General features: G+C 74.5%; 20 protein-coding genes. 11 read left to right on the forward strand and 9 right to left on the reverse strand.

Annotation, left to right across the window (positions count from 1 at the left end):
- Positions 1 to 161: 161 nt before the first annotated feature.
- The 7 genes from ACFY3U_RS23395 to ACFY3U_RS23425 are packed head-to-tail and all read left to right on the forward strand — an operon-like array spanning position 162 to position 7,843.
- Entirely contained in the window at positions 162 to 512 is a 351-nt protein-coding gene (locus tag ACFY3U_RS23395; protein WP_387205352.1) for a TadE/TadG family type IV pilus assembly protein, read from the forward strand.
- Positions 503 to 1,558: a pilus assembly protein TadG-related protein gene (locus ACFY3U_RS23400; RefSeq protein WP_387205354.1), complete on the forward strand. Its 1,056-nt coding sequence runs from the start codon at positions 503 to 505 to the stop codon at positions 1,556 to 1,558. Before ACFY3U_RS23395 ends, ACFY3U_RS23400 begins: the two co-directional genes overlap by 10 nt.
- 54 nt (positions 1,559 to 1,612) lie before the next feature.
- Positions 1,613 to 2,407 carry an RcpC/CpaB family pilus assembly protein gene (locus ACFY3U_RS23405; RefSeq protein WP_387205355.1) on the forward strand — a complete coding sequence of 265 codons (795 nt, stop codon included), beginning with the start codon at positions 1,613 to 1,615 and terminating at the stop codon, positions 2,405 to 2,407.
- Between the two features lie 9 nt (positions 2,408 to 2,416).
- Positions 2,417 to 3,592 carry a CpaE family protein gene (locus tag ACFY3U_RS23410; RefSeq protein WP_387205357.1) on the forward strand — a complete coding sequence of 392 codons (1,176 nt, stop codon included), beginning with the start codon at positions 2,417 to 2,419 and terminating at the stop codon, positions 3,590 to 3,592.
- On the forward strand, positions 3,589 to 4,953 hold the full coding sequence (locus ACFY3U_RS23415; protein WP_387205359.1) for a CpaF family protein: 1,365 nt from the start codon (positions 3,589 to 3,591) through the stop codon (positions 4,951 to 4,953). Before ACFY3U_RS23410 ends, ACFY3U_RS23415 begins: the two co-directional genes overlap by 4 nt.
- A complete protein-coding gene (locus tag ACFY3U_RS23420) occupies positions 4,947 to 6,929 on the forward strand; it encodes a type II secretion system F family protein (RefSeq protein ID WP_387205361.1) in 1,983 nt (660 codons plus the stop codon). The genes ACFY3U_RS23415 and ACFY3U_RS23420 overlap by 7 nt, the downstream gene beginning before the upstream one ends.
- Positions 6,930 to 6,931: 2 nt before the next feature.
- Positions 6,932 to 7,843 carry a type II secretion system F family protein gene (locus ACFY3U_RS23425; protein WP_387205363.1) on the forward strand — a complete coding sequence of 304 codons (912 nt, stop codon included), beginning with the start codon at positions 6,932 to 6,934 and terminating at the stop codon, positions 7,841 to 7,843.
- Here ACFY3U_RS23425 and ACFY3U_RS23430 read toward each other — a convergent pair.
- Positions 7,840 to 8,466: a sigma factor-like helix-turn-helix DNA-binding protein gene (locus ACFY3U_RS23430; RefSeq protein ID WP_387205365.1), complete on the reverse strand. Its 627-nt coding sequence runs from the start codon at positions 8,464 to 8,466 to the stop codon at positions 7,840 to 7,842. The two genes, ACFY3U_RS23425 and ACFY3U_RS23430, sit on opposite strands and share 4 nt — an antisense overlap.
- Before the next feature lie 152 nt (positions 8,467 to 8,618).
- On the opposite strand from ACFY3U_RS23430, the gene ACFY3U_RS23435 reads away from it, so the two are divergent.
- The gene (locus ACFY3U_RS23435; RefSeq protein WP_387205367.1) at positions 8,619 to 10,760 is read left to right on the forward strand and encodes a protein kinase; all 2,142 of its coding nucleotides are present in this window, start codon (positions 8,619 to 8,621) and stop codon (positions 10,758 to 10,760) included.
- Between the two features lie 8 nt (positions 10,761 to 10,768).
- Here ACFY3U_RS23435 and ACFY3U_RS23440 read toward each other — a convergent pair whose 3' ends face one another.
- The 4 genes from ACFY3U_RS23440 to ACFY3U_RS23455 all read right to left on the reverse strand — a co-directional run bounded on the left by ACFY3U_RS23440 (position 10,769) and on the right by ACFY3U_RS23455 (position 15,519).
- Positions 10,769 to 11,527, reverse strand: a complete 759-nt coding sequence (locus ACFY3U_RS23440; protein ID WP_387205369.1) for a LytR/AlgR family response regulator transcription factor — start codon at positions 11,525 to 11,527, stop codon at positions 10,769 to 10,771.
- Positions 11,528 to 11,558: 31 nt separating this feature from the next.
- Positions 11,559 to 12,782 carry a sensor histidine kinase gene (locus ACFY3U_RS23445; protein WP_387205370.1) on the reverse strand — a complete coding sequence of 408 codons (1,224 nt, stop codon included), beginning with the start codon at positions 12,780 to 12,782 and terminating at the stop codon, positions 11,559 to 11,561.
- A 34-nt stretch (positions 12,783 to 12,816) separates the two neighbouring features.
- On the reverse strand, positions 12,817 to 14,388 hold the full coding sequence (locus ACFY3U_RS23450) for a sugar transferase (protein WP_387205561.1): 1,572 nt from the start codon (positions 14,386 to 14,388) through the stop codon (positions 12,817 to 12,819).
- A gap of 270 nt (positions 14,389 to 14,658) precedes the next feature.
- On the reverse strand, positions 14,659 to 15,519 hold the full coding sequence (locus ACFY3U_RS23455) for an Fpg/Nei family DNA glycosylase (RefSeq protein ID WP_387205372.1): 861 nt from the start codon (positions 15,517 to 15,519) through the stop codon (positions 14,659 to 14,661).
- A gap of 24 nt (positions 15,520 to 15,543) precedes the next feature.
- Here ACFY3U_RS23455 and ACFY3U_RS23460 point away from each other — a divergent pair, with 24 nt between their 5' ends.
- Both ACFY3U_RS23460 and ACFY3U_RS23465 read left to right on the forward strand, forming a co-directional pair.
- Entirely contained in the window at positions 15,544 to 16,812 is a 1,269-nt protein-coding gene (locus ACFY3U_RS23460; RefSeq protein WP_387205374.1) for a glycosyltransferase, read from the forward strand.
- Between the two features lie 207 nt (positions 16,813 to 17,019).
- Positions 17,020 to 17,379 (forward strand): PIN domain-containing protein, encoded by a 360-nt coding sequence (locus ACFY3U_RS23465; protein WP_387205563.1) that lies wholly within the window; start codon positions 17,020 to 17,022, stop codon positions 17,377 to 17,379.
- A gap of 387 nt (positions 17,380 to 17,766) precedes the next feature.
- Here the strand turns inward: ACFY3U_RS23465 and ACFY3U_RS23470 are convergent, their stop codons facing one another.
- The 4 genes from ACFY3U_RS23470 to ACFY3U_RS23485 all read right to left on the reverse strand — a co-directional run bounded on the left by ACFY3U_RS23470 (position 17,767) and on the right by ACFY3U_RS23485 (position 21,112).
- Entirely contained in the window at positions 17,767 to 18,492 is a 726-nt protein-coding gene (locus ACFY3U_RS23470) for a CDP-alcohol phosphatidyltransferase family protein (protein WP_387205376.1), read from the reverse strand.
- Positions 18,467 to 19,534: an iron-containing alcohol dehydrogenase family protein gene (locus ACFY3U_RS23475; RefSeq protein ID WP_387205378.1), complete on the reverse strand. Its 1,068-nt coding sequence runs from the start codon at positions 19,532 to 19,534 to the stop codon at positions 18,467 to 18,469. The genes ACFY3U_RS23470 and ACFY3U_RS23475 overlap by 26 nt, the downstream gene beginning before the upstream one ends.
- A complete protein-coding gene (locus ACFY3U_RS23480; RefSeq protein ID WP_387205380.1) occupies positions 19,522 to 20,253 on the reverse strand; it encodes a sugar phosphate nucleotidyltransferase in 732 nt (243 codons plus the stop codon). Before ACFY3U_RS23480 ends, ACFY3U_RS23475 begins: the two co-directional genes overlap by 13 nt.
- A gap of 88 nt (positions 20,254 to 20,341) precedes the next feature.
- Positions 20,342 to 21,112 (reverse strand): hypothetical protein, encoded by a 771-nt coding sequence (locus ACFY3U_RS23485; protein ID WP_387205382.1) that lies wholly within the window; start codon positions 21,110 to 21,112, stop codon positions 20,342 to 20,344.
- Between the two features lie 237 nt (positions 21,113 to 21,349).
- On the opposite strand from ACFY3U_RS23485, the gene ACFY3U_RS23490 reads away from it, so the two are divergent.
- Positions 21,350 to 22,444: a PLP-dependent aminotransferase family protein gene (locus ACFY3U_RS23490; RefSeq protein WP_387205384.1), complete on the forward strand. Its 1,095-nt coding sequence runs from the start codon at positions 21,350 to 21,352 to the stop codon at positions 22,442 to 22,444.
- Positions 22,445 to 22,774 lie beyond the last annotated feature (330 nt).

Consider the following 22,774-nt stretch of genomic DNA (forward strand, 5'->3'; position numbering starts at 1 on the left):
TTGACCGGGGGCGCTCCCCGGGGGTGGTTTAAACCCCCCCAAAGGGGGGTTTTTTCTCCCCCCGGCCCCCCGCCCCCGTGGTTATAAACCCCCTTTTGGGGGGGGGGGGGGGGCGGGGGCGCGCCCCCAACCCCATCGACGCGCAAGGGGTTCATAGCTCGGTGGGAGACCGGGGTGCCGCAGCCGTTGAGATGGCGCTCGTGCTTCCCCTGCTGCTCCTCCTGCTCTTCGGAATCATCGACTTCGGACGGATGTTGAACGCTCAGCTCACCCTCACCGAGGCCGCCCACGACGGCGCCCGTGCCGCGTCCGTTGGCGCCGATCCCGCCGTGCGCGCGCGGCAGGTCGCCGACGGTCTGGACATCACGGTGAGCCCCGGCGACTGCGTGGACGGTGCCCGCGCGCTGACGGTGACCCACGACTTCACCTTCATCACCCCGGTCGGCCTGATCGGCGGCGGATTCGACGGCGAGGTCGAGCTGACCGGCCGGGGAGTCATGCCGTGCCCGTGAGCCTCACCCGCCTGGCCCGCCGGCTGCGCGCCCGGGTCGGCCGGGACGGCGACGACCGGGGCGCCGTCGCGGCCACGGTCGGCCTGCTGCTCGGCTCGGGCGTGCTGCTCGGCATGGCCGCGCTGGTGGTAGATGTGGGCCTGATCTACGCCGAGCGCGGTCAGCTCCAGGCGGGCGCGGACGCGGCGGCGGTGGCCGTGGCGCAGGCCTGCGCCACCGATCCCACCGGCTGCTCCCCGGACGGCCGGGCGGTGGACGCCGTCGCCGGCCGGTTCGCCGACGAGAACGCCAACGACGGCCAGGCCGCCGCCGAGGTGTGCGGGCGCGGCGGCGGCCTGACCGACTGCGCCGCCCCGGCCCGCAACCTGGCCGACTGCGTGACCGCCGCGCCCGCCGCCGGCCCATACGTCGAGGTGCACACCGGCACCCGGCGCGACGGTAACCAGACCCTGCTGCCGCCGGTCTTCGCCCGCGCCGTGCTGCCCGACTACGACGGTGCCCAGGTGCGGGCCTGCGCCCGGGCCGTCTGGGGCGGGCCGTCCCGGGCCGAGGCGCTGGCCCTCGCCGTCCCGGAGTGTGAGTGGGGACGACTGACCACCGGCGGCACCAGCTACCCGGCGAGCCCCGGTGACCTCGCCGTACGCGACGCGCCCGCCGCCTGCGGGGCCGGCGGCGACGGCCTGCGCTGGCTCGCCGATGACAACGACGACTGCCGGGGGGTGTTCACGGTCGACGACCAGCCCAGCGCCGCGCCCGCCGACCCGGCCGACGACCACGGCTGCGGTGATGCCCTGGCCCGGGTGTCCGGCCAGCCCGTGCTGTTGCCCGTCGTGGCGCCGGGTCCGAGCGCCGGCGGCTGGACGGTGCGCGGCTTCGCGGCCTTTGTGGTGAGCGGGTGGAAGGTGCCCGGCAACGCGGGTGGCACCCCCTGCGACACCGGCGCCACCCCGTGCGTCAGCGGGCGCTTCACCACCCAGCTCCTGCCCGGCGGGGGTGCGACCGGCGGCCCGGACTACGGCGCCCGCGTCGTCGCGCTGGCCGGCTGACCCCCAAGATCCGGCCGAACCCGAACAACTCGTACAGGTAGAGGACGCCCAACCATGACCCGTCGCATCATCCCGATGCTGATCGCCCTCGTGCTGGCCGCCGTCGGCACCGGCGCCGTGCTGCTCTACCTGCGGTCGGCCGACGATCGCGCGATCGAGGGCAAGCAGGCCCGCACCGTGCTGGTCGCCGACAAGGTGATCCCGGCGGGCACCTCCGGCAAGACGCTGCGGGACAAGGGGTTCCTGCGTGAGGTCCGGATGCCGGCCGAGACGCTGCCCGCCGACGCACTCGGCAAGGTCGGCGCCGAGCTGGACGCCCTGGTCATCACCGCCGCCGTGCAGCGCGGCCAGCTGCTGCTGCGCCCGATGTTCGGCACCACCGTGCCGGGCGGCGCCGGGCTGGCCATCCCGGACGGGCAGCTGGCGGTCACCGCCCGGGTGAAGTCGAACGTGTTCGGCCCGGCCTCCGTGCAGGCCGGCACCAAGGTGGCGATCTTCTACACGTACACCCCGGTGAACGACGGGCGGCGGAACGTCGTCTCCGGCTCGGGCCTGGAGAAGGGGCGCAACGTCAACAGCGTGACCCGGCTGCTGATGACCGACGTCCAGGTGATCTCGGTGGGCCCGGCGGCGACGCAGGGTGACACCGCGGGCGGCGTCGCCGGGGCCGGCACCACCGGCGGGAGCCAGCAGGGCGAGCTGTCGGTCACCTTCGGGCTCAACCAGGCCGACGCGGAGCGGCTCGCACACGCCGTCGCGCTCGGCGGCGAGCTGAACATCGGCCTGCTCGGGGACTCCTCCGCGGTCAAGCCCGACGCCGGAGTGGACAACCGCTCCCTGTTCGAGTAGGCGTACGCCATGACCATCCTGTTCGAGCCCAACCGGCAGTGGAGCTCCCACCTGACTCCGCAGCTGGGCACCGGGGTGCTCACCACCAGCCGGCTGGAGGACGTCGAACGCCTCCTCGCCGACCAGCACGCCGAGCCGCTGGTGCTCTTCGGCCCCGGCACCGACGCCGCGCTGGCGCTCGAGTTCGCCGCCCGGCAGCGGGTCGCCCGGCCCGCCGTCGGGGTGCTGCTGCTGCGCGAGCACCTGGACGTGGAGACCATGGGCCACGCGCTGCGGGCCGGCGTCCGCGACGTGGTCAACGTGCGGGACATCGTCGCCATCCGGACCGCCTGCGCGCGCTCGCTGGAAGTGTCCCGGCACCTGCTCGGCACCGCCCCACCGGCCGTGCAGGGCGGCAGCGGGGCACGGGTGGTCACCGTCTTCTCGGCCAAGGGCGGCGTGGGCAAGTCCACCCTGGCCACCAACCTCGCGGTCACCCTGGCCGAGGGTGGCCAACGCCGAGTCTGCCTGGTCGACCTCGACCTGGCCTTCGGCGACGTCGGCATCATGCTCCAGCTCGCGCCCGAGCGGGGCATCGCCGACGCGGTGGGCGCCCGGGACAAGATCGACCCGACCTTCGTCGGCGCGTTGCTCACCCCGTACGCCCCGGGGGTCGACGTGCTGCTCGCGCCGGTCGGGCCCAGCGACGCCGAGCGGATCGGCCGGGACCTGGTCGCGAAGGTGTTCGCCGCGCTGCGCACGATGGTCGACTACGTGGTGGTGGACACCCCGGCGGCGTTCACCGACGCCGTGCTGGCCGCCTTCGACGTCTCCGCGGTGCACGTGTTGGTGGCCACCCCGGACGTGCCGGTGCTGAAGAACCTGCGGGTCGCCATGGACACCCTCGACCTGCTCGGCCTGCACGGCGAGCACCGGCTGGTGGTGCTCAACCGCGGTGACGCCAAGGTGGGGCTCACCACGGCGGACGTGGAACGGGTGCTCAAGACCCAGATCACCGCGCTGGTCCCGTCCAGCCGGGACGTGCCGGTGTCGATCAACCGAGGAGTGCCGATCGTGGTGGACAAGCCGCAACACCCGGTGAGCACCGCCATCCGGGAGCTCGCCCGGACCCGGATCGCCGAGCAGCCCGCCCCGCGCGGCCCGCGCGGGCTGCGCGACCGGCTCGGTCGGGCGGGCAACCGATGAGCCTCACCGACCGGCTGGCCCAGCGCTACCCGGACCACGACAGCGGCGGCCGGAGCCGGAACTCCGGCACGGTCACCGTCTCCAACGGCAGCTCCGCCGCCGCGCTGCGGCTGCGGGTGCACCGCGAGCTGCTCGACATCCTCGGCCCCCAGCTGTACGACAACCGCACCGCCGACGCGGTGCTGGAGCAGAAGGTCCGGGACACCGTCAACGACGTGCTGGCCCGGGACGGCTCCCCGCTGGCGGTGGCCGACTCGGCCCGGATCGCCGCCGAGCTGCTCGACGAGATCCTCGGGCACGGCCCGATCGAGCCGCTGCTGCGCGACCCCGACGTCACCGAGATCATGGTGAACGGCCCGGACCAGATCTTCGTGGAGCGCTTCGGCCGGATCCACCGGGTCGAGGCGACCTTCGTCGACGAGCAGCACCTGCGCCGGGTCATCGACCGGATCGTCTCCCGGGTCGGCCGCCGGGTGGACGAGTCCAGCCCGATGGTGGACGCCCGGCTGCCCGACGGCAGCCGGGTCAACGTGGTGCTGCCGCCGGTGGCCCTGGACGGCTCGATGCTGACCGTCCGGAAGTTCGCGCACGAGGCGCTCACCGCCAACGACCTGGTCGGTTACGGCACCTTCACTCCCGAGGTGGCGCAGTTCCTGTACGCCTGCGTGCGCGGTCGGCTGGACATCGTGATCAGCGGCGGCACCGGCTCCGGCAAGACCACCACGCTCAACGTGCTGTCCAGCTTCCTCCCGCCGGACGAGCGCATCGTCACCATCGAGGACGCGGCGGAGCTGCAGCTGCGGCAGAACCACGTGCTGCGGCTGGAGTCCCGGCCGGCGAACATCGAGGGACGCGGCGAGATCACCATCCGGGACCTGGTCCGCAACGCGCTGCGGATGCGGCCCGACCGGATCGTCATCGGCGAGGTCCGCGACGGCGCCGCGCTGGACCTGCTGCAGGCCATGAACACCGGCCACAACGGCTCGCTGACGACGGTGCACGCGAACGCGCCGCGCGACTCGGTGGCCCGGCTGGAGACGATGTGCCTGATGGCCGGCCTGGAGCTGCCGGTGCGCGCGATCCGGGAGCAGATCGCCTCGGCGGTGGACCTGGTCGTGCACCAGAGCCGGCTGCGCGACGGCACCCGCCGGGTGACCCACGTGACCGAGGTGCTCGGCATCGAGGGCGAGGTGGTCACCATGCAGGATCTCTTCGTCTTCGACCACCGGGCCGGGTACGACGCCGACGGCCGGCACCAGGGCACGCTGCGCTGGACGGGTCTGCGCCCGCGCCTGCTGGACACCCTCGCCGACGCGGGCGTGCCGGTGCCGGCCGGCCTGTTCGAGGGCTCCCCGTGGTGATCCGCGCGGCGCTCGCCGCGCTGACCCTGGGCACCGCGTTGACCGCCCTCGCCGCCCCGGCGACGGCCGCCGTCGCGGCTCCGGTGGAGGCCGCCCCGGCCGTACCGGTGGCCGCGCCGGCCAGCCCCGCCCCGGCCGGTGCCGGCGCGGCGCTGACCGCGCGGGTCGCCGAGGTGACGCCGGAGCAGGTGCGGATCGTCGCCGACGTGCCGGACGCGCCCGCCGGTCAGTTGCCGGCGGTGACCGTGACCTGGGACGGCCGACGGTTGTCGTCCACCGTCGAGGCGGGCGGGACGGCGGGCGGCCCCCGTACCGTCGTGGTGGTCGTGGACACCGGGCCGGCGATGGCCGGCGCCCGGCTGCGCGCCGCGCAGACCGGCCTCACCGCCCTGGCCGACGCGCTGCCCGCCGACGTCTCGATCGGCCTGGTGGCCGCGTCCGACCAGCCCACCGTCCCGCTGTCGCCGACCACGGACCGGGCGGCGCTGCGGGCCGCCGCGGCCCGGCTGGCCGTGACCGGCGGCGGGACCGCGCTCTACCAGGCGGTACGGGCGGCGACCGCGCTCGGCGACCGGGAGGCCGACCGCCGACTGCTGGTCGTGGCCGGCGGCCGGGACGACGACCAGGCCGCCGCGAGGGTGGCCGCCGAGGCGGTCACCGCCGCCGGTCACCGGGTCGACCTGGTCCGGCTGGGCGCCGCCGGGGACGGGCTGGGGCAGCTGCGCCGGCTGGTCACCGCGTCCGGTGGCACCACCCGCGCGGTGGCCGGCGAGACGGCCCTGCCCGGGGCGCTGCGCGCCGCCGCCACCCTGCCGCCCCGGTTCACCGTGACGGTGGCCGTACCCCCGGAGTTGGCCGGCACGTCCACCACCCTGACCGTCACCGCGGCCACCGGGGCGCGGCGGGTCAGCGCGAACCTGCCGGTCCGGTTCGCGGCGGCCCCGGCCGGCACGGCGGCCGCGGCCGCGCCGGCCGACTCCGGGGGCCGTTGGCGGCTGCCGGAGATCCACCCGGGCCTGCTCGGCCTGCTGGTGTTCGGCGTGCTGCTCGGCGCGTTCCTGCTGGTGTTCCTCAGCGGGCGCGGCGCGGTGCCGCAGCGCCGCCTCGAGCAGGTGGAGCGGTTCCGGCTGCCCGGCGGCGGGGCGTCGCCGGACGACCGGGCCGTGCCGGCCGCGGGCGGCTTCGGCCAGGCGGTGCTCGGCCTCTCCGACCGGGTGGTCGGCACCGGGGCGCGCCAGGAGCGAATCACCCGCGACCTGGAACAGGCCGGCATGACGCAGACCCCCCGCGAGTGGATCGCCTGGCGGGCCGGCGCGACCGTGGCCGGCGCGTTCCTGCTCGGGCTGCTCGGCGGCCTGGTCGGTGTGCTGCTGGGCGCGCTGCTCGGCTTCGTCGGCACCGCGCTCTACCGGCGGATGCGGGTGGCGCGCCGCCGGCGGACCTTCGCCGATCAGCTGCCCGACGCGCTGCAGCTGATCGTCGGCTCGCTGAAGTCCGGCTTCTCGCTGGCGCAGGCGATCGACGCGGTGATCCAGGACTTCCCGCCCGGGCCGCTCACCGTCGAGTTCGGCCGGGCCACCGCCGAGGTGCGGCTCGGCTCCGACCTGGACGACGCGCTGGAGCGCGCCGCCCAGCGGGTCGGCAACGACGACCTGGCCTGGGTGGTGATGGCCGTCCGGATCCAGCGGGACACCGGCGGCAACCTGGCCGAGGTGCTGACCACCACCGTGGAGACGCTGCGCGACCGGGATCGGCTGCGCCGGCACGTCCGCGCGCTGTCCGCCGAGGGGCGGCTGTCGGCGTACATCCTGATCGCGCTGCCGTTCGTGATGGCCGGCTGGATGCTGCTGGTCCGGCGGGACTACCTCACGCCGCTCTGGACCACCCCGGTCGGCCTGGTGATGATCGTCGGCGCGGCCGTGCTGATGGTGGTGGGCATCCTGTGGATGTCCCGGGTCGTGAAGGTCGAGGTGTGACGGTGGACTCCGTACTGCTGGTGGCGGGCCTCGGCGCGCTCTTCCTGGCCCTGGTCGTGGTCGTCGTCGCGCTGGTGCCGGACCGGGACCGCTCCGCGGTCCGCCGGACGCTGGCCACCGTCGACCGGGACTACCGGATCGCCGGGGCGCCCACCGCGACCGGCCCCGGCCCGGGCGCCGGCGGGCTGACCGAGCAGACCCGGGCGGTGGGTCGCCGGCTGACCCCGCCGGCGATGTTCGCCGGGCTCGCCTGCCGCCTCGACCAGGCGGGCAACCCGGCCTGGCTGGGACTGGACGCGCTGCTCGGGTTCAAGGGGCTGTTCCTGTTCGTCGGCGCGGCGGCCGGGCTGCTGCTCGGCCTGATCGGGCTGCCCGGCGGCCCGGTCTTCCTGACCCTGGCCGGCGCGCTGGTCGGCTTCTTCGGCCCGGACCTGCTGGCCCTGCACCTGGCCCAGGAGCGGCAGCAGGAGATCCGCCGCACCCTGCCGGACATCATGGACACCCTGGTGGTGACCGTCGAGGCGGGCCTCGGCTTCGAGGCGGCGCTGGCCCAGGTGGTGCGCAACGGCCGCGGCCCGATGGTCGGCGAGTTCGCCCGGGTGCTGCACGAGATGCAGATCGGCCGGCCCCGGGTGGAGGCGCTGCGGGAGATGGCCGCCCGCACCAGCGTCACCGAGCTGAAGGCGTTCGCGTCGGCCATGGTGCAGGCCACCACGCTGGGCGTGCCGGTGGCGAACGTGCTGCGCCAGCAGGCCGCCGAGATGCGGCTGCGCCGCCGGCAGCGGGCCGAGGAGCTGGCCCAGAAGGTGCCGGTGAAGGTGCTCTTCCCGATGATCCTCTGCATCTTCCCGGCGCTCTTCGTGGTGATCATCGGGCCGGGTGTGATCCGCATCCTCGACGTGTTCGGCAACTAGGTGTCGGGCTGCTGCCGCTTGGCCCGGGCGCGGGCCGCGTACGTCCGGACGGTGGACTCGGTCAACCGCAGCCGGCGGGCCACCTCGGCCGCGGGCAGGCCGTCGCCGAGCAGCTCGACGACCTCGCGCTCACGGCGACTGAGCTGGGCCGGTGGGCCGGCGCGCAGCGCGCCGGCGAGGACGCGGGAGTCGAAGGCGATCCGACCGGCCAGCACCTCCCGCAGCGCGGCGGCCACCCGGTCCACCCCGGCCGGCGCCGGTGGGTGGCCGGGGCCGGCGGTCGGCGACGGCAGGTGGCCGGCCGTGCCGGTCGGATCCGGCACGTGGCCCGCGATGCCGGCCAGCACCGCCCGCCGCAGCGGGCCGTCGGTGGCCGGCCCGAGCAGCACCACCCGCAGCCCGGGCCGGGCGGCGATCAGCTCGGCCGCCAGCTCGATGCCGTCCCCGTCGGCGAGCCGGACATCCACCGTCAGCGCGTCCGGCGCGAGGGCCTGGAACACCCGGATCGCCTCGGCGGCGGACGAGCTGTGCCCGGCCAGGCCGACCCCGGGCAGGGCGGCCACCGCCCGGTCCACCGCACGGTGGGTGGCCGGCCGGGCGTGCACCGCGAAGACCCTGGACATCGTCACCTTCCCGCCGCCGGTCGGATCGGCCCCCCGGTGTGCCTCCGTGCCCGCGCAGCCGGACGTCAATCCTCTCGCGTCGGCCCGCCCGAAACGGCGAGAGACGATGTTCGGACAGAGCGGTTGTCACCCGGCAAGGGCAGACTGACACCGTGGGGGGCGAACAGATCCTGGGTGACCGTTACCGGCTGGTCAGCCAGCTCGGAGCGGGCGGCATGGGGGTGGTCTGGAGCGCGTTCGACCGGGTGCTCGACCGCCAGGTCGCGGTGAAGGTGCTCACCCCGGCGTACGCCAGGGACGCCGTCTCCCGCCGGCGGGTGCTCGCCGAGGCCCGGGCCGCGGCCCGGCTGACCCACCCGCACGTCGCCAACGTGTACGACTACGGCGAGTCCACCACCGACGCCGGCGAGCGGGTGCCGTTCGTCGTGATGGAGCTGCTGCCCGGCCGGTCGCTGGCGGCCCGGCTCAAGCGCGGCCAGCTCTCGGTCGAGCTGACCCTGCGGATCTGCGCGGAGATCGCCTCGGCGCTCGCCGCCGCGCACGCCCACGGGGTGGTGCACCGGGACGTCAAGCCGGCCAACGTGATGCTCACCCCCGGCGGCGCCAAGGTGGTCGACTTCGGCCTCGCCGCCGTGGTCGGGCAGCCGGACGACGTGGACGGCACCGGGGAGCTGCTCGGCACCGCCGCCTACCTCGCCCCGGAGCGGCTGGCCGGCCACCCGGTGGTCGCGGCCAGCGACGTGTACGCCCTCGGCCTGATCCTCTACCGGATGCTCGCCGGCCGGGCGCCCTGGACGACCGAGTCGGCCACCCAGATGCTCAGCGCGCACGCGTACCTCGAACCCGCGCCGCTGCCCCGGCTGCCCGGCGTGCCGCCGGTGGTGACCGACCTGGTGCACCGCTGCCTGACCAAGGACCCGGCGGGCCGCCCGGCCAGCGGTGAGCTGGCCGTGACGCTGGCCCAGGCGGCCGGCGTCCGGCTGCCGGTGGACGGACTGCGCTACGACGAGGACGAGCAGGAGGCCGACGACGGGCGGGACGGGGACAGCTCGAGCTCCGGCTCAGGCCGGCGGTCCGGGTCGGGGTCCGGCCGGCGATCCGGCTCCGGTTCCGGGGATTCGCTGGCCGGCTGGCCGGCCGGCACGGTCGCCGCCCACACGCCGTACGTCGCCCGGTTGCACGAGCACCTCGACACCTCGCTCGACCACGTGGCGCTGCGCCGGCAGGCCAGCCTGCTGCTGCGCGGCGCGGTCGGCTTCGACCTGGCGATCTGGGCGGTGCTCGACCCGGTGACCCTGATGTGGGCGTCCTGTGTGGTCGACGGCGGGCCGCACGACGCCCGGTTCGAGCAGGAGCTGTTCGCCAACGAGTACGGCCAGGACGACGTGCTGAAGCTCGCCGAGCTGGCGGACGGGCCGCAGATCGCCTCGCTGGTCGACCGCACCCACGGCGACCCGGTCGCCAGCCGGCGCTTCCGTAACCTGCTCCGCCCGGCCGGCTTCACCGACGAGCTGCGGATGACCTTCACCGACGTGGCCGGCACCTGCGGGGCGGTGCTGCTCTACCGCGCCGGCGGCACGTTCAGCGAGAGCGAGCGGGCCCACCTCGGGCCGGCCGGCCCGCTGCTGGCGGGGGCACTGCGGCACACCCTCGTCCGGGAGGACCAACCGGCGCCGCACCCCGCCCACGACGCCCCGGCGGCGCCGGCGCCGGGCCGCTCCCGGCGCCTGCCGCGGCTGGGCCGGCGGACCGGGCGGGAACCGACCCCCGCCCCGGCCGTACCGCCGAGGCCCCGTCGGCCGGTCACCGGCACGCTGACCATCTCGCCCGACGGGCGGCTGTTCGACCTCAGCGAGGACGCCCGCGCGCTGCTCGACACCGCCGAGCTGGACCGGGTCGGGGTGGCGGTCACCCGGGGCCGGACGTCCGGGGTGATCGACCCGGCCGGCGGCCGGCGCCACGACGGCCGCTTCCTGGCGTTCCACGCCGCCCACCGGGACGACTCGGTGGCGGTCACCGTGCAGCGGATCCGGCCGCACCAGGCCAGCGAGTTCGTCTGCCGGGCGCTGGGCCTGCGACCGTCGCAGTGGCGGCTGCTCGGCGCCGTGGTGCGCGGCGGCAGCACCACCGCGATCGCCGCCGAGCTCGACATGACCGCGTACGCGGTGCAGGAGGGGATGATGGCGCTGTTCACCGCGTTCGGCGTCACCGGGCGGCCCGACCTGACCAAGACCCTGTTCTTCGAGCACTACCTGCCGCTGCACGCGGCCGACGCCCGGGTGAACCGGGACTGATCGGCCGGTCAGCGCCAGTCCTGCTTTGCCGCCCGGACCAGCTTGTCCTTCAGCTCCCGGGTGTGCCGGCGGCTGACCGGCAGCTCGGCGGCGTCGACCACCACCACGTAGCCGGAGTTCGCCAGCCGCAGCTCGGCGATCAGCTTCAACTGCACCAGATACGACCGGTGAATCCGGACGAAACCGGCGTCCGCCCAGCGCTCGGCCAGCGTCGCCAGCGACACCCGGACCAGGTGCGACCCGTCGGCGGTGTGCAGCCGGGCGTAGTCGCCCTGCGCCTCGACCCAGCGCACCGCCGAGCGGGGCAGCATCCGGGTGGTGCCGGCCAGCTCGATCGGGATGGTCGGATCCTCCTCCGCCCTTGCCAGGGCGGCGGGATGCGACGGCACCACCCGGGAGCCGATCACCCGGCGCAGCGACTCGGCCAGCCGCTCGGCGCGTACCGGCTTGCGGACGTAGTCGGTGGCGCCCAGGTCGAACGCGTCCACCGCGCCGTCGTCGTACGCGGTGACGAAGACGATCGCCGGGGGCCGGGCGAACCGGCGCAGCACCCGGGCCAGCTCCATCCCGTCCAGCCCGGGCATCCGGATGTCCAGGAAGACCACGTCCACGTCGGCGTCCCGGAGCACCCGCAGCGCCTCGGTGGCGTCGCCCGCGGTGTGCAGCCGGGCCACCCGGGGATCGGCCCGCAGATGGTACGCCAGCTCGTCCAGCGCGGGCGGCTCGTCGTCGACGGCCAGCACCCGCAGGAATCCCGACCCGCTCACCGCGCCGACCCGGTTCGCCCGCCGCGCTCGCTCACGAGCCCGCCCGTACGCCGGGGTGGAACTTCGGCACCCGCAGGCTCACCTTCGTGCCCGAGCCGGGGCCGGTCTCCACGACCAGGCCGAACCGGTCCCCGAACACCGACCGCAGCCGTTCGTCCACGTTGGACAGGCCGACGTGCTGGCCCGGGTCGTCGCCCGGGTCGGCGCCCGCCCGGCTCAGCTCGGCGATCCCCGCGGTCAGCGTGGCCGGATCCATCCCCACTCCGTCGTCCTCCACGGTGATGTGGCACTCGGCGCCCGCGTCCCGGGCCTCGATGCTCACCATGCCGGTGCCGGGCTTGCGGGACAACCCGTGCCGGACGGCGTTCTCCACCAGCGGCTGGAGGCAGAGGAACGGCAGGGTCACCGGCAGCACCTCCGGGGCGATCTGCAACCGCACCTGGAGCCGGTCGCCGAACCGGGCCCGCTCGATGGTCAGGTAGCGGTCGATCGAGCGCAGCTCCTCGGCCAGCGTGGTGAACTCCCCGTGCGAGCGGAAGGAGTACCGGGTGAACTCGGCGAATTCCAGGATCAACTCCCGGGCCCGGTCCGGGTCGGTGCGGACGAACGAGCCGATCGCGGTCAGCGCGTTGTAGATGAAGTGCGGGCTGATCTGGGCACGCAGCGCGCGGATCTCGGCCCGGGCCAGCCGCTCCCGGGACGAGTCCAGCTCGGCCAGGGCGAGCTGGTCGCCGGCCCAGTGCGCGGTCTCCAGGGTGGCCTGCACCAGCCCGGGCGCGGGCGGCGCGTCGGCGACCGAGACCAGCGCGCCGACCACCCGGCCCTCGGCGGACAGCGGCGCCACCACCGCGCCCCGGACCGGGCAGTCCACCCGGTCACAGTGCAGCTCCGCCTCGCCCAGCACGGTCGAGCGCCCGGCCGCCGCCGCCCGCCGGGCCGCCGCGAGCAGCTGGTCGCCGTGGTGACCGCCGCGCCCGTCCAGGGCGAGCAGCCGCTCGGTGTCGGTCAGCGCCAGCCCGGCCGCGCCCACCAGCCCGCGCAGGTGGCGTACGGCCTTGGCCGCGCCGGCCTCGCTGAGCCCGGCCCGCAGCGGCTCGGCGGCCAGCCCGGCGGTGTGCAGGACCTCGTAGGTGGCCCGCTGGGTGGCGGTGGCGATGCCCCGGCGGCCGCGCAGCCGCAGCACCGCCCAGAGCGCCGCGGCGAGCGCGGTCACCAGCGAGACCACGCCCACCACGGCGGAGAGGCTGCCACCCATGCGGCGAATCCTCTACCGGTGGGCCGTCGATCCGCTAGTACGCGCCCTTGCGGGCCAGCACCACGCCGACGGTGCGCCACAGGATGCTCAGGTCGTACGCCAGCGACCAGTTGTCGACGTAGTAGAGGTCCAGCCGGACCGCCTCGTCCCAGGACAGGTCGGAGCGGCCGGAGACCTGCCACAGCCCGGTGATGCCGGGCCGCACCAGCAGCCGGCGCCGCACGTCGCCGAGGAAGTCGCCGTCGTCGGCGGGCAGCGGGCGCGGCCCGACCAGCGACATCTCGCCCCACAGCACGTTGATCAGCTGGGGCAGCTCGTCCAGCGAGGAGGCGCGCAGGAAGCGCCCCACCGGAAAGACCCGCGGATCCTGTTTGATCTTGAACAGCATGCCGTCGGTCTCGTTCTGGTCGGTCAGGCTGGCCAACCGCTCCTCGGCGTCGACGTACATGGTGCGGAACTTCCAGACCCGGAAGGTACGGCCCTCGTGGCCGACCCGGGGCTGCCGGAAGAAGACCGGGCCCGGGTCGGACATCCGGATCGAGATCGCGATCGCCACGAAGACCGGCAGCAGCACCAGCAGGCCCAGGCCGGCGGCGATCCGGTCCATCAGGTTCTTGGCCAGCAGCGCCGGCCCGGAGAGCGTGGGCTCCTCGACGTGCAGCAGCGGCAGGCCCTCGATCGGCCGGATGTGCACCCGGGGGCCGGCGATGTCGGTCAGCTGCGGGGCGACCACCAGGTCGACGCCGGAGCCCTCCAGCTGCCAGGCCAGCCGGCGCAGCTCCCCCGGCTCGGCGCTGGCCGAGCCGCAGACCGCGATGGTGTCCCCGCCGACCTCGCGGACCAGGGCCAGCACGTCCCGGCCGGCGTAGACCGGCACCGGGGTCTGGATGCCCCGGGCGGCGGCGTACCCGTCGGTGATGTGGATGGCCACCGGCACCAGGCCGGCGCTCGGGTTGCGGGTGACCGCGGCGTAGACCTCCAGCGCCTCCGGCAGGGTGCCGACCAGCACCATCCGGTGCCCGGCGTGACCGGCCCGGCGGCGGACGCCGTGCAGCACCGCCCGGGCGGTCATCCGCCCGGTGAGGATCAGCAGCAACGCCCCGAGCAGGGCGAAACCGACCGACCAACGGGACAGGTCGGTCTTGGTGGCGAAGGCGAGGAAGGAGACCGTCGCGGCGACCGCCACGCCGGCGCGGATCACCCGCTTGAACTCGTCCGGGCCGAGGCCCAGGTAGCGGCGGTCGTACGCCCGGTTGCCCCACAGGATGACCAGCCAGCCGAGCGGCAGCAGCAGGTACGCCACGGTGTAGAACCAGGTCGGGTCCTCACCGGCGTCGTAGAAGCCGGCCCGGGCCTGACCGAACGCCTCCTGGGCGGCCCAGTCGGCGAGCACCACGGCGGCGAAGTCGAGCAGCAGCAGGGCGATCGTGTACGGGCGGTGCCAGCGGGACACCCGACGACGCGCGCGGGCCCACGCCGACCGGGGAACGCCGTTGTGCGACGGCGGTGTCGGCGGCTGGATCTCGAAGCTGTCGACGTGCCGCACGAGTTTGCTCCGGCCTGTGTTGGTTACCGGGCGCTGGAGGCTTGTCGTCACCTCACCCATGTCCTCCCGCATGACACGTGCCGCTCACTCGCCGTGAGGGGCCCGGGTCGCCCACCGTTCCAGTCTCCCACGCCGGCACCGGGTCGGACGCTGACTGCGAGGCAGCTGGCGGCCGGTGCTGCCGGCGAGGGATCCGGCCGGCTCCGCATCAGTTTTGGAAGCCGGGGACCGAGCCACTATACCGATGGAAGGCGGGTCGGGTAGAGGCGTGGACCGGGAGCTTCGACGCGCTCCGGGCGATACCTCTGCGTAGTCGACGGGCGGGGTGACTCATCGTACGAGGCGGGACAACCGACGGTCAGCCAGCGGCTTGCCGCCGGTCTGACAGGTGGGGCAGTACTGCAGGCTGGAGTCGGCGAACGACACCTCCCGCACCGTGTCGCCACAGACCGGACAGGGCAACCCCTTCCGGGCGTGCACCTTCAGCCCCGAGCGCTTCTCGCCCTTGAGCTCCGCCGCCCGCTGGCCGAGCGAGCGGGTCACCGCGTCGCCGAGCACCGCCCGGGTCGCCGCGTGCAGGGTGGCCAGCTGGTCGTCGGTGAGCCGGTCGCTGATCGCGAACGGCGACAGCTTTGCCGCGTGCAGGATCTCGTCCGAGTACGCGTTGCCGACGCCGGCCAGCACCGCCTGGTCGGTCAGCACCCCCTTGACCTGCCCCCGCCGGCTGCGCATCCGCTCGGCGAAGGTGGGCAGGTCGGCGGCGAGCGCGTCCGGGCCCAGCTTCGCCACCCCGGGCACCTGCGCCGGGTCGGTCACCAGGTACGCGGCCAGCTTCTTCTGGGTGCCCGCCTCGGTCAGGTCGAAGCCGGAGCCGTCGTCCAGGCGTATCCGCAGGGCGATCGGGCCCTTGCCGGGGCGCAGCGGGACGGTCGATCCGAAGGCCTCCCGGTAGTGCAGCCAGCCGGCGCGGGCCAGGTGCACCACCAGGTGCAGGCCGCCGTCGAAGACCACGTCGAGGAACTTGCCGTGCCGCCGGGCGTCCACCACCGGCCGCCCGAGCACCGCCGACGGGGCCGGGTCGTACGTCTTCAGGGCGTTGATCGCGGCGACCTCGAACCGGTCGACGCGCCGCCCCACCGCGCGCTCACGCAGGTAACCCGCGAGCGCCTCCACCTCCGGTAGTTCGGGCACGGTACAACGGTAGCCTTCTTTTCCGTGAGAATCGTGGTGGCGCACAACCGGTACCGGGAGGCTCAGCCCTCCGGCGAGAACACGATGGTCGACTCGGAGATCGCCCAGCTGACCGCCGCCGGGGTCGAGGTGCTGCCGTTCCTGCGCAGCTCGGACGAGATCCCATCGATGTCGAAGGCGGCCAAGGCGCTGCTGCCGCTCTCGCCGATCTACGCCCCGCGCGCCCAGCAGGACCTCGCCCGGCTGCTCACCGAGCACCGGCCGGACGTGCTGCACCTGCACAACCCGTACCCGTTGCTCTCGCCCTGGGTGGTGCGGACCGCGCACAAGCACGGCGTGCCGGTGGTGCAGACGGTGCACAACTACCGGCAGGTCTGCTCCTCGGGGATCTACTTCCGGGACGGGATCATCTGCCAGGACTGCAAGGGCCGGGCGCTGGGCGTGCCGGCGATCGTGCACCGCTGCTACCGCGACTCGGCGGCGCAGAGCGCGCTGATGGCGACCACCCTGGCCGTGCACCGCGGCACCTGGCGCTCGGTGGACCGGTTCATCGCGCTGACCTCTGCGATCGCCGACCACCTGCGCGACTACGGCATCCCGGCGGACCGGATCGTTATCAAGCCCAACGCGGTGCCGGACCCGGGCCGCCCCGCGCCACTGGGTGACGGCTTCCTCTACCTGGCCCGGCTCACCCCGGAGAAGGGCCTGGACCTGCTGCTGGAGGCGTGGCGCCGGCACCCGGTGGGCGCCCTGGGCACGCTGCGGGTCGCCGGCGACGGCGAGCTGCGCCCGCTGGTCGAGGCGGCCGCCGCCGAGCGCGCCGACGTGGTCTACCTGGGCCAGCTGGACCGCGCCGGGGTGCGCGCCGCGATCGAGGCGAGCGCCGTGGTGATCGCCGCGTCGATGTGGCACGACGTGCTGCCCACGGTGATCATCGAGGCGCTGGCCAGCGGGCGGCCGGTGCTCGGCACCGCGCTCGGCGGCATTCCGTACCTGGTCGGCGCGGACGCCCCGCACGAGCCCGCCGGCACCGGCCCGGCCGCCGTCACCTCTGCCGTCGCCGGTCACCTCCCGCCGCCGGCCGGTCCGCCGGCGGTGCCGGCCGGCCTGGTCACCGGCGCCGCCGGCTGGGTGGTGCCGCCGGACCCGGCCGCGCTGGCCGCCGCGCTCCCGGTGGCGCGGGCCGGTGCCGCCGCGCTCTGGGCGCCGGCCCGGCTGCGGTACGAGCAGACCTTCCACCCGGACGTGGTCCTCAAGCGGCACCTCGACGTCTACGCCTCGCTGACAACCTGACCGGCCGGCTAGCGATCGGTCAGGTCGAGGACACGGGATGTCGCCGTCGGACGCTATGGACCTGATGACGTAAACGAATCGGCGCGGTTCGCGTGGATGACGTTGCGGGTGGTGCTCGATGCCGGGCAGAGCGGGGCCCGGCCTACGCGCCGACCCGGCTGCGGGGTCTGTTTGTAGGTACAATTCCAGGGTTGTTGGCACAAGGCGCTGCTTGCCGGCCCCACCTACGCCACGGAGCTACAGGACTTTCTGGCCAGTCGGGAGGGCATGCCGATGGCGACCAGCTCCGTCGGGTTCGTCGAGACGGTTCGCACCCTCGACCGGATCGGAGACTATCCGGATGCCATGCAGATGTTGGTTCGGAACATCACCGAGATTCTGTTGACGGAGGAGGTGCGGGATTCCGCGGCTGCTCTCCCTGCCGGAATTCGGACGTTGGCTGCGCTGCATGTGGCGAGTGCCCAGGTTCTCGGTGATGCGCTCGACGTGCTGGTCACCTATGACAAGCGCATGTCGGACATCGCCGCCTCGGTGGGCTTGCCGGTCGAGGCTCCGGGCGCCGACTAGCCTCTACCTCTCGTAGCGCGGGAGGCAGTGCCTTGCCCTCCTCTCCCACCTGCGGAGCCGGGGGCACTTTGCCGCTCTGCGCGATGGCCCCAGCAGCCCGGCCCGAGGGATCGGTGGCATCCCGCCTGCCGAGCGATCGATGGGCCGACGAGGCCGGCGAGGAGAAGGTGGCTGAGCAGGCGCGGACGGTGCCTGGCCCGGTGGCTGATTCGTTTACGACATCAGGTCCAAAGCGCCCGCACCAAGCCCCACCTGCCCAGGCCGAAGCGATGTGATCGGGCCGGCACCGAGCGGGCCGAGCGGGTTACCGGCTCGTCAGCACAGAAAACGGCGTCCGGGCCGGTGCGCGACCGGCGTGGGCCGGCCGACGTGCCGACCCGGGAGGGCTCAGCGGAGTGAGGCGCGGGCGGCGAAGGCGATGCTGGCCAGCAGGAAGCCGCCGTTCACGACCGTGAAGGCGACCACCACCCAGAGGACCGACGCGGGCGAGATCATCAGGACCAGGCCGGCCACGAGGACCACCGCGCCGTAGTCGCGGACCAGCTTCAGCAGGCGTACCGGCAGGGCCGCCGAGCGGACCATGCTGGCGGCGTTCGGGCCGGTCTGCATCACCGAGGTGACCAGGTTGACCATCCAGGTGCCGGCGAACGACACCACCAGCCAGATCGGGGTGGCCGGGTGCTGCGCCATGGCGGTCGCCGCGAGGGCGGCGACCAGAGCGATCTGCGCGGCTACGTCGCACAGCACATCCACCCGGGCGCCGGCCGCGCTGCCCTGACCGGTCACCCGGGCCAGCTGCCCGTCGGCGCAGTCCAGCGCGTACGCCAGCTGCCAGCCGACCAGTGCGCCCAGCCCGACCGCCCAGGCCGGCAGGCGGCCGGCGGCCACCGGGTCGGCCAGCGCCACCACGGTCACCGAGGTGGTCAGGCCGAGCAGCAGGTTGCCGATGGTCAGCGCGGTGGGACGCAGGCCGGCCCGCTGGGCGAGCAGCGCGAGGATCGCGCCCAGCCACTGGCTGACCGACTCGCTGAAGAGCCCGCCGCCCCGGTGGGTGCGGTGGAAGTCGGTGACCGCGGGCCGGGACGGCTCAACCAAGGTGGTCGGGTAGTTCATCGGCGTACTCTCCGAGCCGCTGCCGGGTCTCCGCCGTGCTCAGCGCGAGGTGTTCCAGGACGGTGTAGCGGTCCGGCCGGGTGTCCGGGGCGAACTGCACGGCCTCGACGAACTGCTCGTCGGTGAGCCCCACGTCGCCGGGGAGCCGGGGCAGGTCGTGCCGGGCCAGGCAGGCCGCCATCTCGGCGAACCGGGCCCGGTCGCCGCGCAGGAAGGTGCAGAACAGCGCGCCCAGGCCGGCCAGCTCGCCGTGCGAGGAGGTGTCCGGAAAGAGCACGTCCACGGCGTGCATGATCTCGTGACACCCCCCGCTGGCCGGCCGGCTGCTGCCGCAGACCGCCATCGCCAGGCCGCTGGAGATCAACGCCTCGGCGAGCACCGTGACGAAGCCGTCGTCGCCCATGTCGCCGGGGTGGTGCAGCACCGCCTCGGCACCCATCCGGGCGAGCGAGGCGGCCAGGCCGTCGACCGGCTCGCCGCGCACCTGTCGGGCCAGCTCCCAGTCCGCCAGCGCGCTGATGTTGCTCACCACGTCGCCGATGCCGGCCCGGTTGTGCCGCTCGGGCCCGCTCTCCACGAAGTCCAGGTCGACGATGACCGCGATCGGGATGTGCACCCCGTACGAGCCCTTGATGCCGTCGGTGACCAGGCTCGCGACCGGGGACGCGAAGCCGTCGTTGGCGAGGCTGGTGGCCACCGACACCATCGGCAGGCCCTTGCGGGTGGCGGCGTACTTGGCCGCGTCGATCGTCTTGCCGCCGCCGATGCCGACGATCGCGTCGTACGAGCGGGTGCGCAGCTTGCCGCCCAGCTCGTCGGCGGCGTCCAGGGTGCCGCCGCCGGTGGTGAAGACGTCGGCGGCGCCGAGCGACGGCCGGATCAGCTCGGCGATCCGTTCGCCCTGACCGGGGCCGACCACCACCGCCACGTCACCCCGCGACGAGATCCGGCCGTCGGCCAGGATCGGGCCGAGGTCGGCGACCGCGTTGCGCCTGACGTCGATGTGCAGCGGGGTGAGCACCGTCCGGGCTAGTAGCGGCACGCGATCTCCCGGGCCCGGGCCAGATCGTCGTGGTTGTCCACCTCGACCCAGGAGACGTCGCCGATCGGGGCCGCCCGCACCTCGCCGCCGGCGTCGGCGAACGCCTGGAAACCGTCCTCGTAGTACCGGTCGGGATCGCGCCGCCAGGTGGCCTCCAGCGCGTCGGCCAGCGGGCCGGCCACCTGCGGCTCGATCAGCGTCGCGCCGATGTACTCGCCGTCCGCCTCGAGCGGGTCCATCAGCTTGGTGATCCGGGTGAGCTGGCCGGCGGCGTCGAAGGTCGTCTTCATCTCCTCCTCCGCCAGCGGCTTCAGGTCGTCGATCGCCAGCAGCAGGCCCGGGCCGCGCTCCGCGAGCAGGGTCTTCTCCACGCTGACCGGGTGCACCGTGTCGCCGTTGACCAGCAGTACGCCCCGGGCGAAGTGCTCCCGGGCCAGCCAGAGCGAGTACGCGTTGTTCCACTCCTCGGCCCGGTCGTTGTGCACCAGGGTGAGCTGGACGTCGTACCGCCGCTCCAGGGTGGACCGGCGGGCCTCGACCGCCTCGGCGGCGTACCCGACGACGATCACCACCTCGGTGAGCCCGACCGCGGCGAGGTTGCGCAGCGCGATGTCGAGGATGGTGATCTCGCCGTCGACGGGCACCAGCGCCTTGGGCAGGGTGTCGGTGTACGGGCGCAGCCGGCGCCCCGCGCCGGCGGCCAGCACCATCCCGATCATCCGACGTCCTCCCCGCGAGTCATCACGTCCCGTGGAGGATAACGCCACTTTCCTGCACATTTCCGGACAACTGTCGTTGCGCTGCGGGTCAACCGGGCAACGCCGCGAGGTCCGCGATCATGTCGAGCCGCTCGTCGGGGGTGAGGGTGGCGTACGGGCCACCGGCCCGCCGATCGGTCTCCAGCTCGATCGCCCGGCGCTCCGCCCCCGGCGGCAGCGCGGCCACGCTGGCCGGGGTGTGCCCGGCGGCGGTCCACGCGGCGGCGTGCGCGTCCGCCCGGTGGTACCGCAGCGCGCCCAGCCGGTTGAGCAGCAGCACGCCCGACGGGGTGCCGTCCGGCTCGTACGGCGGGGCCATGGTGGCGAACGCGGGCCAGGGGTCGGCGCCCGGCTCGTCGGCCAGCAGCAGGGCGTACGCGATCAGCCGGCCGAGCGTCTCGACCAGCCGGGCCACCCGCTCGTCGTGCCCGGCCCACAACTCCTCGGTCACCTCGGCGTGCACCTGGTAGGTCTCGGCGAGGAAGTCGGCGCCGCGCTCGGTGGCGACGAACCCGCCCCCCGGGCGACGGATGATCATGCCGTGCGCCACGTGCTTGTCCAGCGCCCGGCGGCTGGTCGCCGGGTCCCGGTGCCGGGTGGCCGCGGCGAAGCCCGCCCCGTCGACCGTCCCGCCGGGCGCGGCCAGCCGGGTACGGAACTCGACGAGCACGCCGGTGGCCGTCGGGCCGCCGTACCGTTGGCTCAGTTGGGCGCCGCCACCGTCGCGGCCGGCGAGCATGCCGGCGACGAAGACCCGGTCGACCGCCGGGGCGACCAGCCCGGCGACCCGGTGCGGCGCCAGCTCGACGCCGGCGCTCACGAACCGATCGACCGGCGCGGGTCGGGCGACGGGCGCCGCCGCGCTGACCGGGCGGGGAGGCGGCCGTTCACGGTCGGCGCGCCGGCGCGGCGGAGGGGCTCGGTGGGCACGAGGTCGACAGTAGCGAGGCGCGGCCGAACCCGCCGGTCAGCGCCCTCGTGCGGATTCGCTGCCCGCATGTTGAACTTGGCGTGTATGCGGCTCGGAGCGGCCGGGGCAGGCCCTAGGCTCGTGCGCATGACCGCCGAGCAGCTGATCTCGTTCGCCCGTGGCGCGCCCTCGCTGGACATCGTGGATGTCGAGGGTCTCAAGGCCGCCGCCGTCCGTGCCTTCGACACCGATCCCGCCGGGATCACCGCGTACGGCACGTCCGTCGGTTACCCGCCCCTGCGGAGGTGGATCGCCGAGAAGCACGGCGTCGAGGCCGACCAGGTGCTGATCACGAACGGTTCGCTCCAGGCGGACGCTTTCCTCTTCGACCACCTGGTGCGCCGGGGCGACGCGGTGGTGGTGGAGCGCCCCACCTACGACCGGACGCTGCTCAACCTGCAGACCATGGGCGGCGAGATCCACGGCGTGTCGATCCAGCCGGACGGCCTGGACACCGCCGAGCTGCGCAAGCTGCTGGAGTCGGGGGTGCGCCCGCGGCTGGCGCACGTCATCCCGAACTACCAGAACCCGGCCGGGGTGACGCTCTCCCTGGAGAAGCGGCGCGAGCTGCTCGACCTGGCCACCGAGTACGATTTCACGATCTTCGAGGACGACCCGTACGCGGACATCCGGTTCCGCGGCGAGCCGCTGCCGTCGATGCTGTCGATGGACACCCGGGGCGTGGTGGTGCACGCCTCCAGCTTCACCAAGACGGTCTGCCCGGGCGTGCGGGTCGGCTACCTGATCGGCCCGTCGGAGCTGATCGCGGCGATCGCCAAGAAGGCGACCAGCCTCTACATCTCCCCGGGCATGGTCTCCGAGGCGATCGTGCACCAGTTCTGCGTCTCGGGGGACATCTCCCGCAGCATCACCACGGTGTCCGCCGCCCTCGGCGAGCGGGCCCGGGTGCTCGCCGATTCGCTGCGCCGGCACCTGCCGGAGGCCCGGTTCGTGGAGCCGGACGGCGGCTACTTCCTCTGGGTCGAGTTCCCGGACGACGTGCTGGTCGACCGGCTGGCCCCGGCGGCCGCCGAGCGAGGGGTCGCGGTGGTCAAGGGCAGTGACTTCGTGCTCGACGGTGGCCGGCACGCGCTGCGGCTGGCCTTCTCCGCGGTCACCGCGGACCGGATCGACGAGGGCGTCCGCCGGCTGGCCGAGGCGGTGCACGCGGTGCGCGGCTAGCCTTCTGTCGGCTTCCCGACAGTTGTGGGTCGTCGGCCCGCTCGGGGCATCCCCGGGCGCGGCCGGCGGCCCACAATGCTGCGAGCGTCTCTCACCTTCGCGGGCCGCCGACCGACCGGCCGGCTCCCGGCCCGCCCGGGTGGCGACGCCCCAGCACCACACCCCGCCCCCCGACGGCGCCGGGTGGGCCGTGTCGCCCCCTCACCCCCCTGACGCGGTACGGCCCGCCCGGCGCTGCCCCCGCCGCTCGGCCCGGCAACGGATGGTCGTGCCGGCACCGGCGGGCGCCCCGGCACCGGCCGGCCTTCGTGGAAAGCCGCCGATGGGCCG

The sequence above is a fragment of the Micromonospora sp. NPDC000089 genome (assembly GCF_042899365.1).
Classification (GTDB): Bacteria; Actinomycetota; Actinomycetes; order Mycobacteriales; family Micromonosporaceae; genus Micromonospora.

Bases quoted from the DNA above. Each gene is read 5' to 3' on its own strand.
- ACFY3U_RS23405 (WP_387205355.1), top strand. From the start codon at position 1,613: ATGACCCGTCGCATCATCCCGATGCTGATCGCCCTCGTGCTGGCCGCC.
- ACFY3U_RS23410 (WP_387205357.1), top strand. From the start codon at position 2,417: ATGACCATCCTGTTCGAGCCCAACCGGCAGTGGAGCTCCCACCTGACT.
- ACFY3U_RS23415 (WP_387205359.1), top strand. From the start codon at position 3,589: ATGAGCCTCACCGACCGGCTGGCCCAGCGCTACCCGGACCACGACAGC.
- ACFY3U_RS23430 (WP_387205365.1), bottom strand. From the start codon at position 8,466: ATGTCCAGGGTCTTCGCGGTGCACGCCCGGCCGGCCACCCACCGTGCG.
- ACFY3U_RS23445 (WP_387205370.1), bottom strand. From the start codon at position 12,782: ATGGGTGGCAGCCTCTCCGCCGTGGTGGGCGTGGTCTCGCTGGTGACC.
- ACFY3U_RS23450 (WP_387205561.1), bottom strand. From the start codon at position 14,388: ATGGGTGAGGTGACGACAAGCCTCCAGCGCCCGGTAACCAACACAGGC.
- ACFY3U_RS23470 (WP_387205376.1), bottom strand. From the start codon at position 18,492: ATGAACTACCCGACCACCTTGGTTGAGCCGTCCCGGCCCGCGGTCACC.
- ACFY3U_RS23480 (WP_387205380.1), bottom strand. From the start codon at position 20,253: ATGATCGGGATGGTGCTGGCCGCCGGCGCGGGGCGCCGGCTGCGCCCG.
- ACFY3U_RS23490 (WP_387205384.1), top strand. From the start codon at position 21,350: ATGACCGCCGAGCAGCTGATCTCGTTCGCCCGTGGCGCGCCCTCGCTG.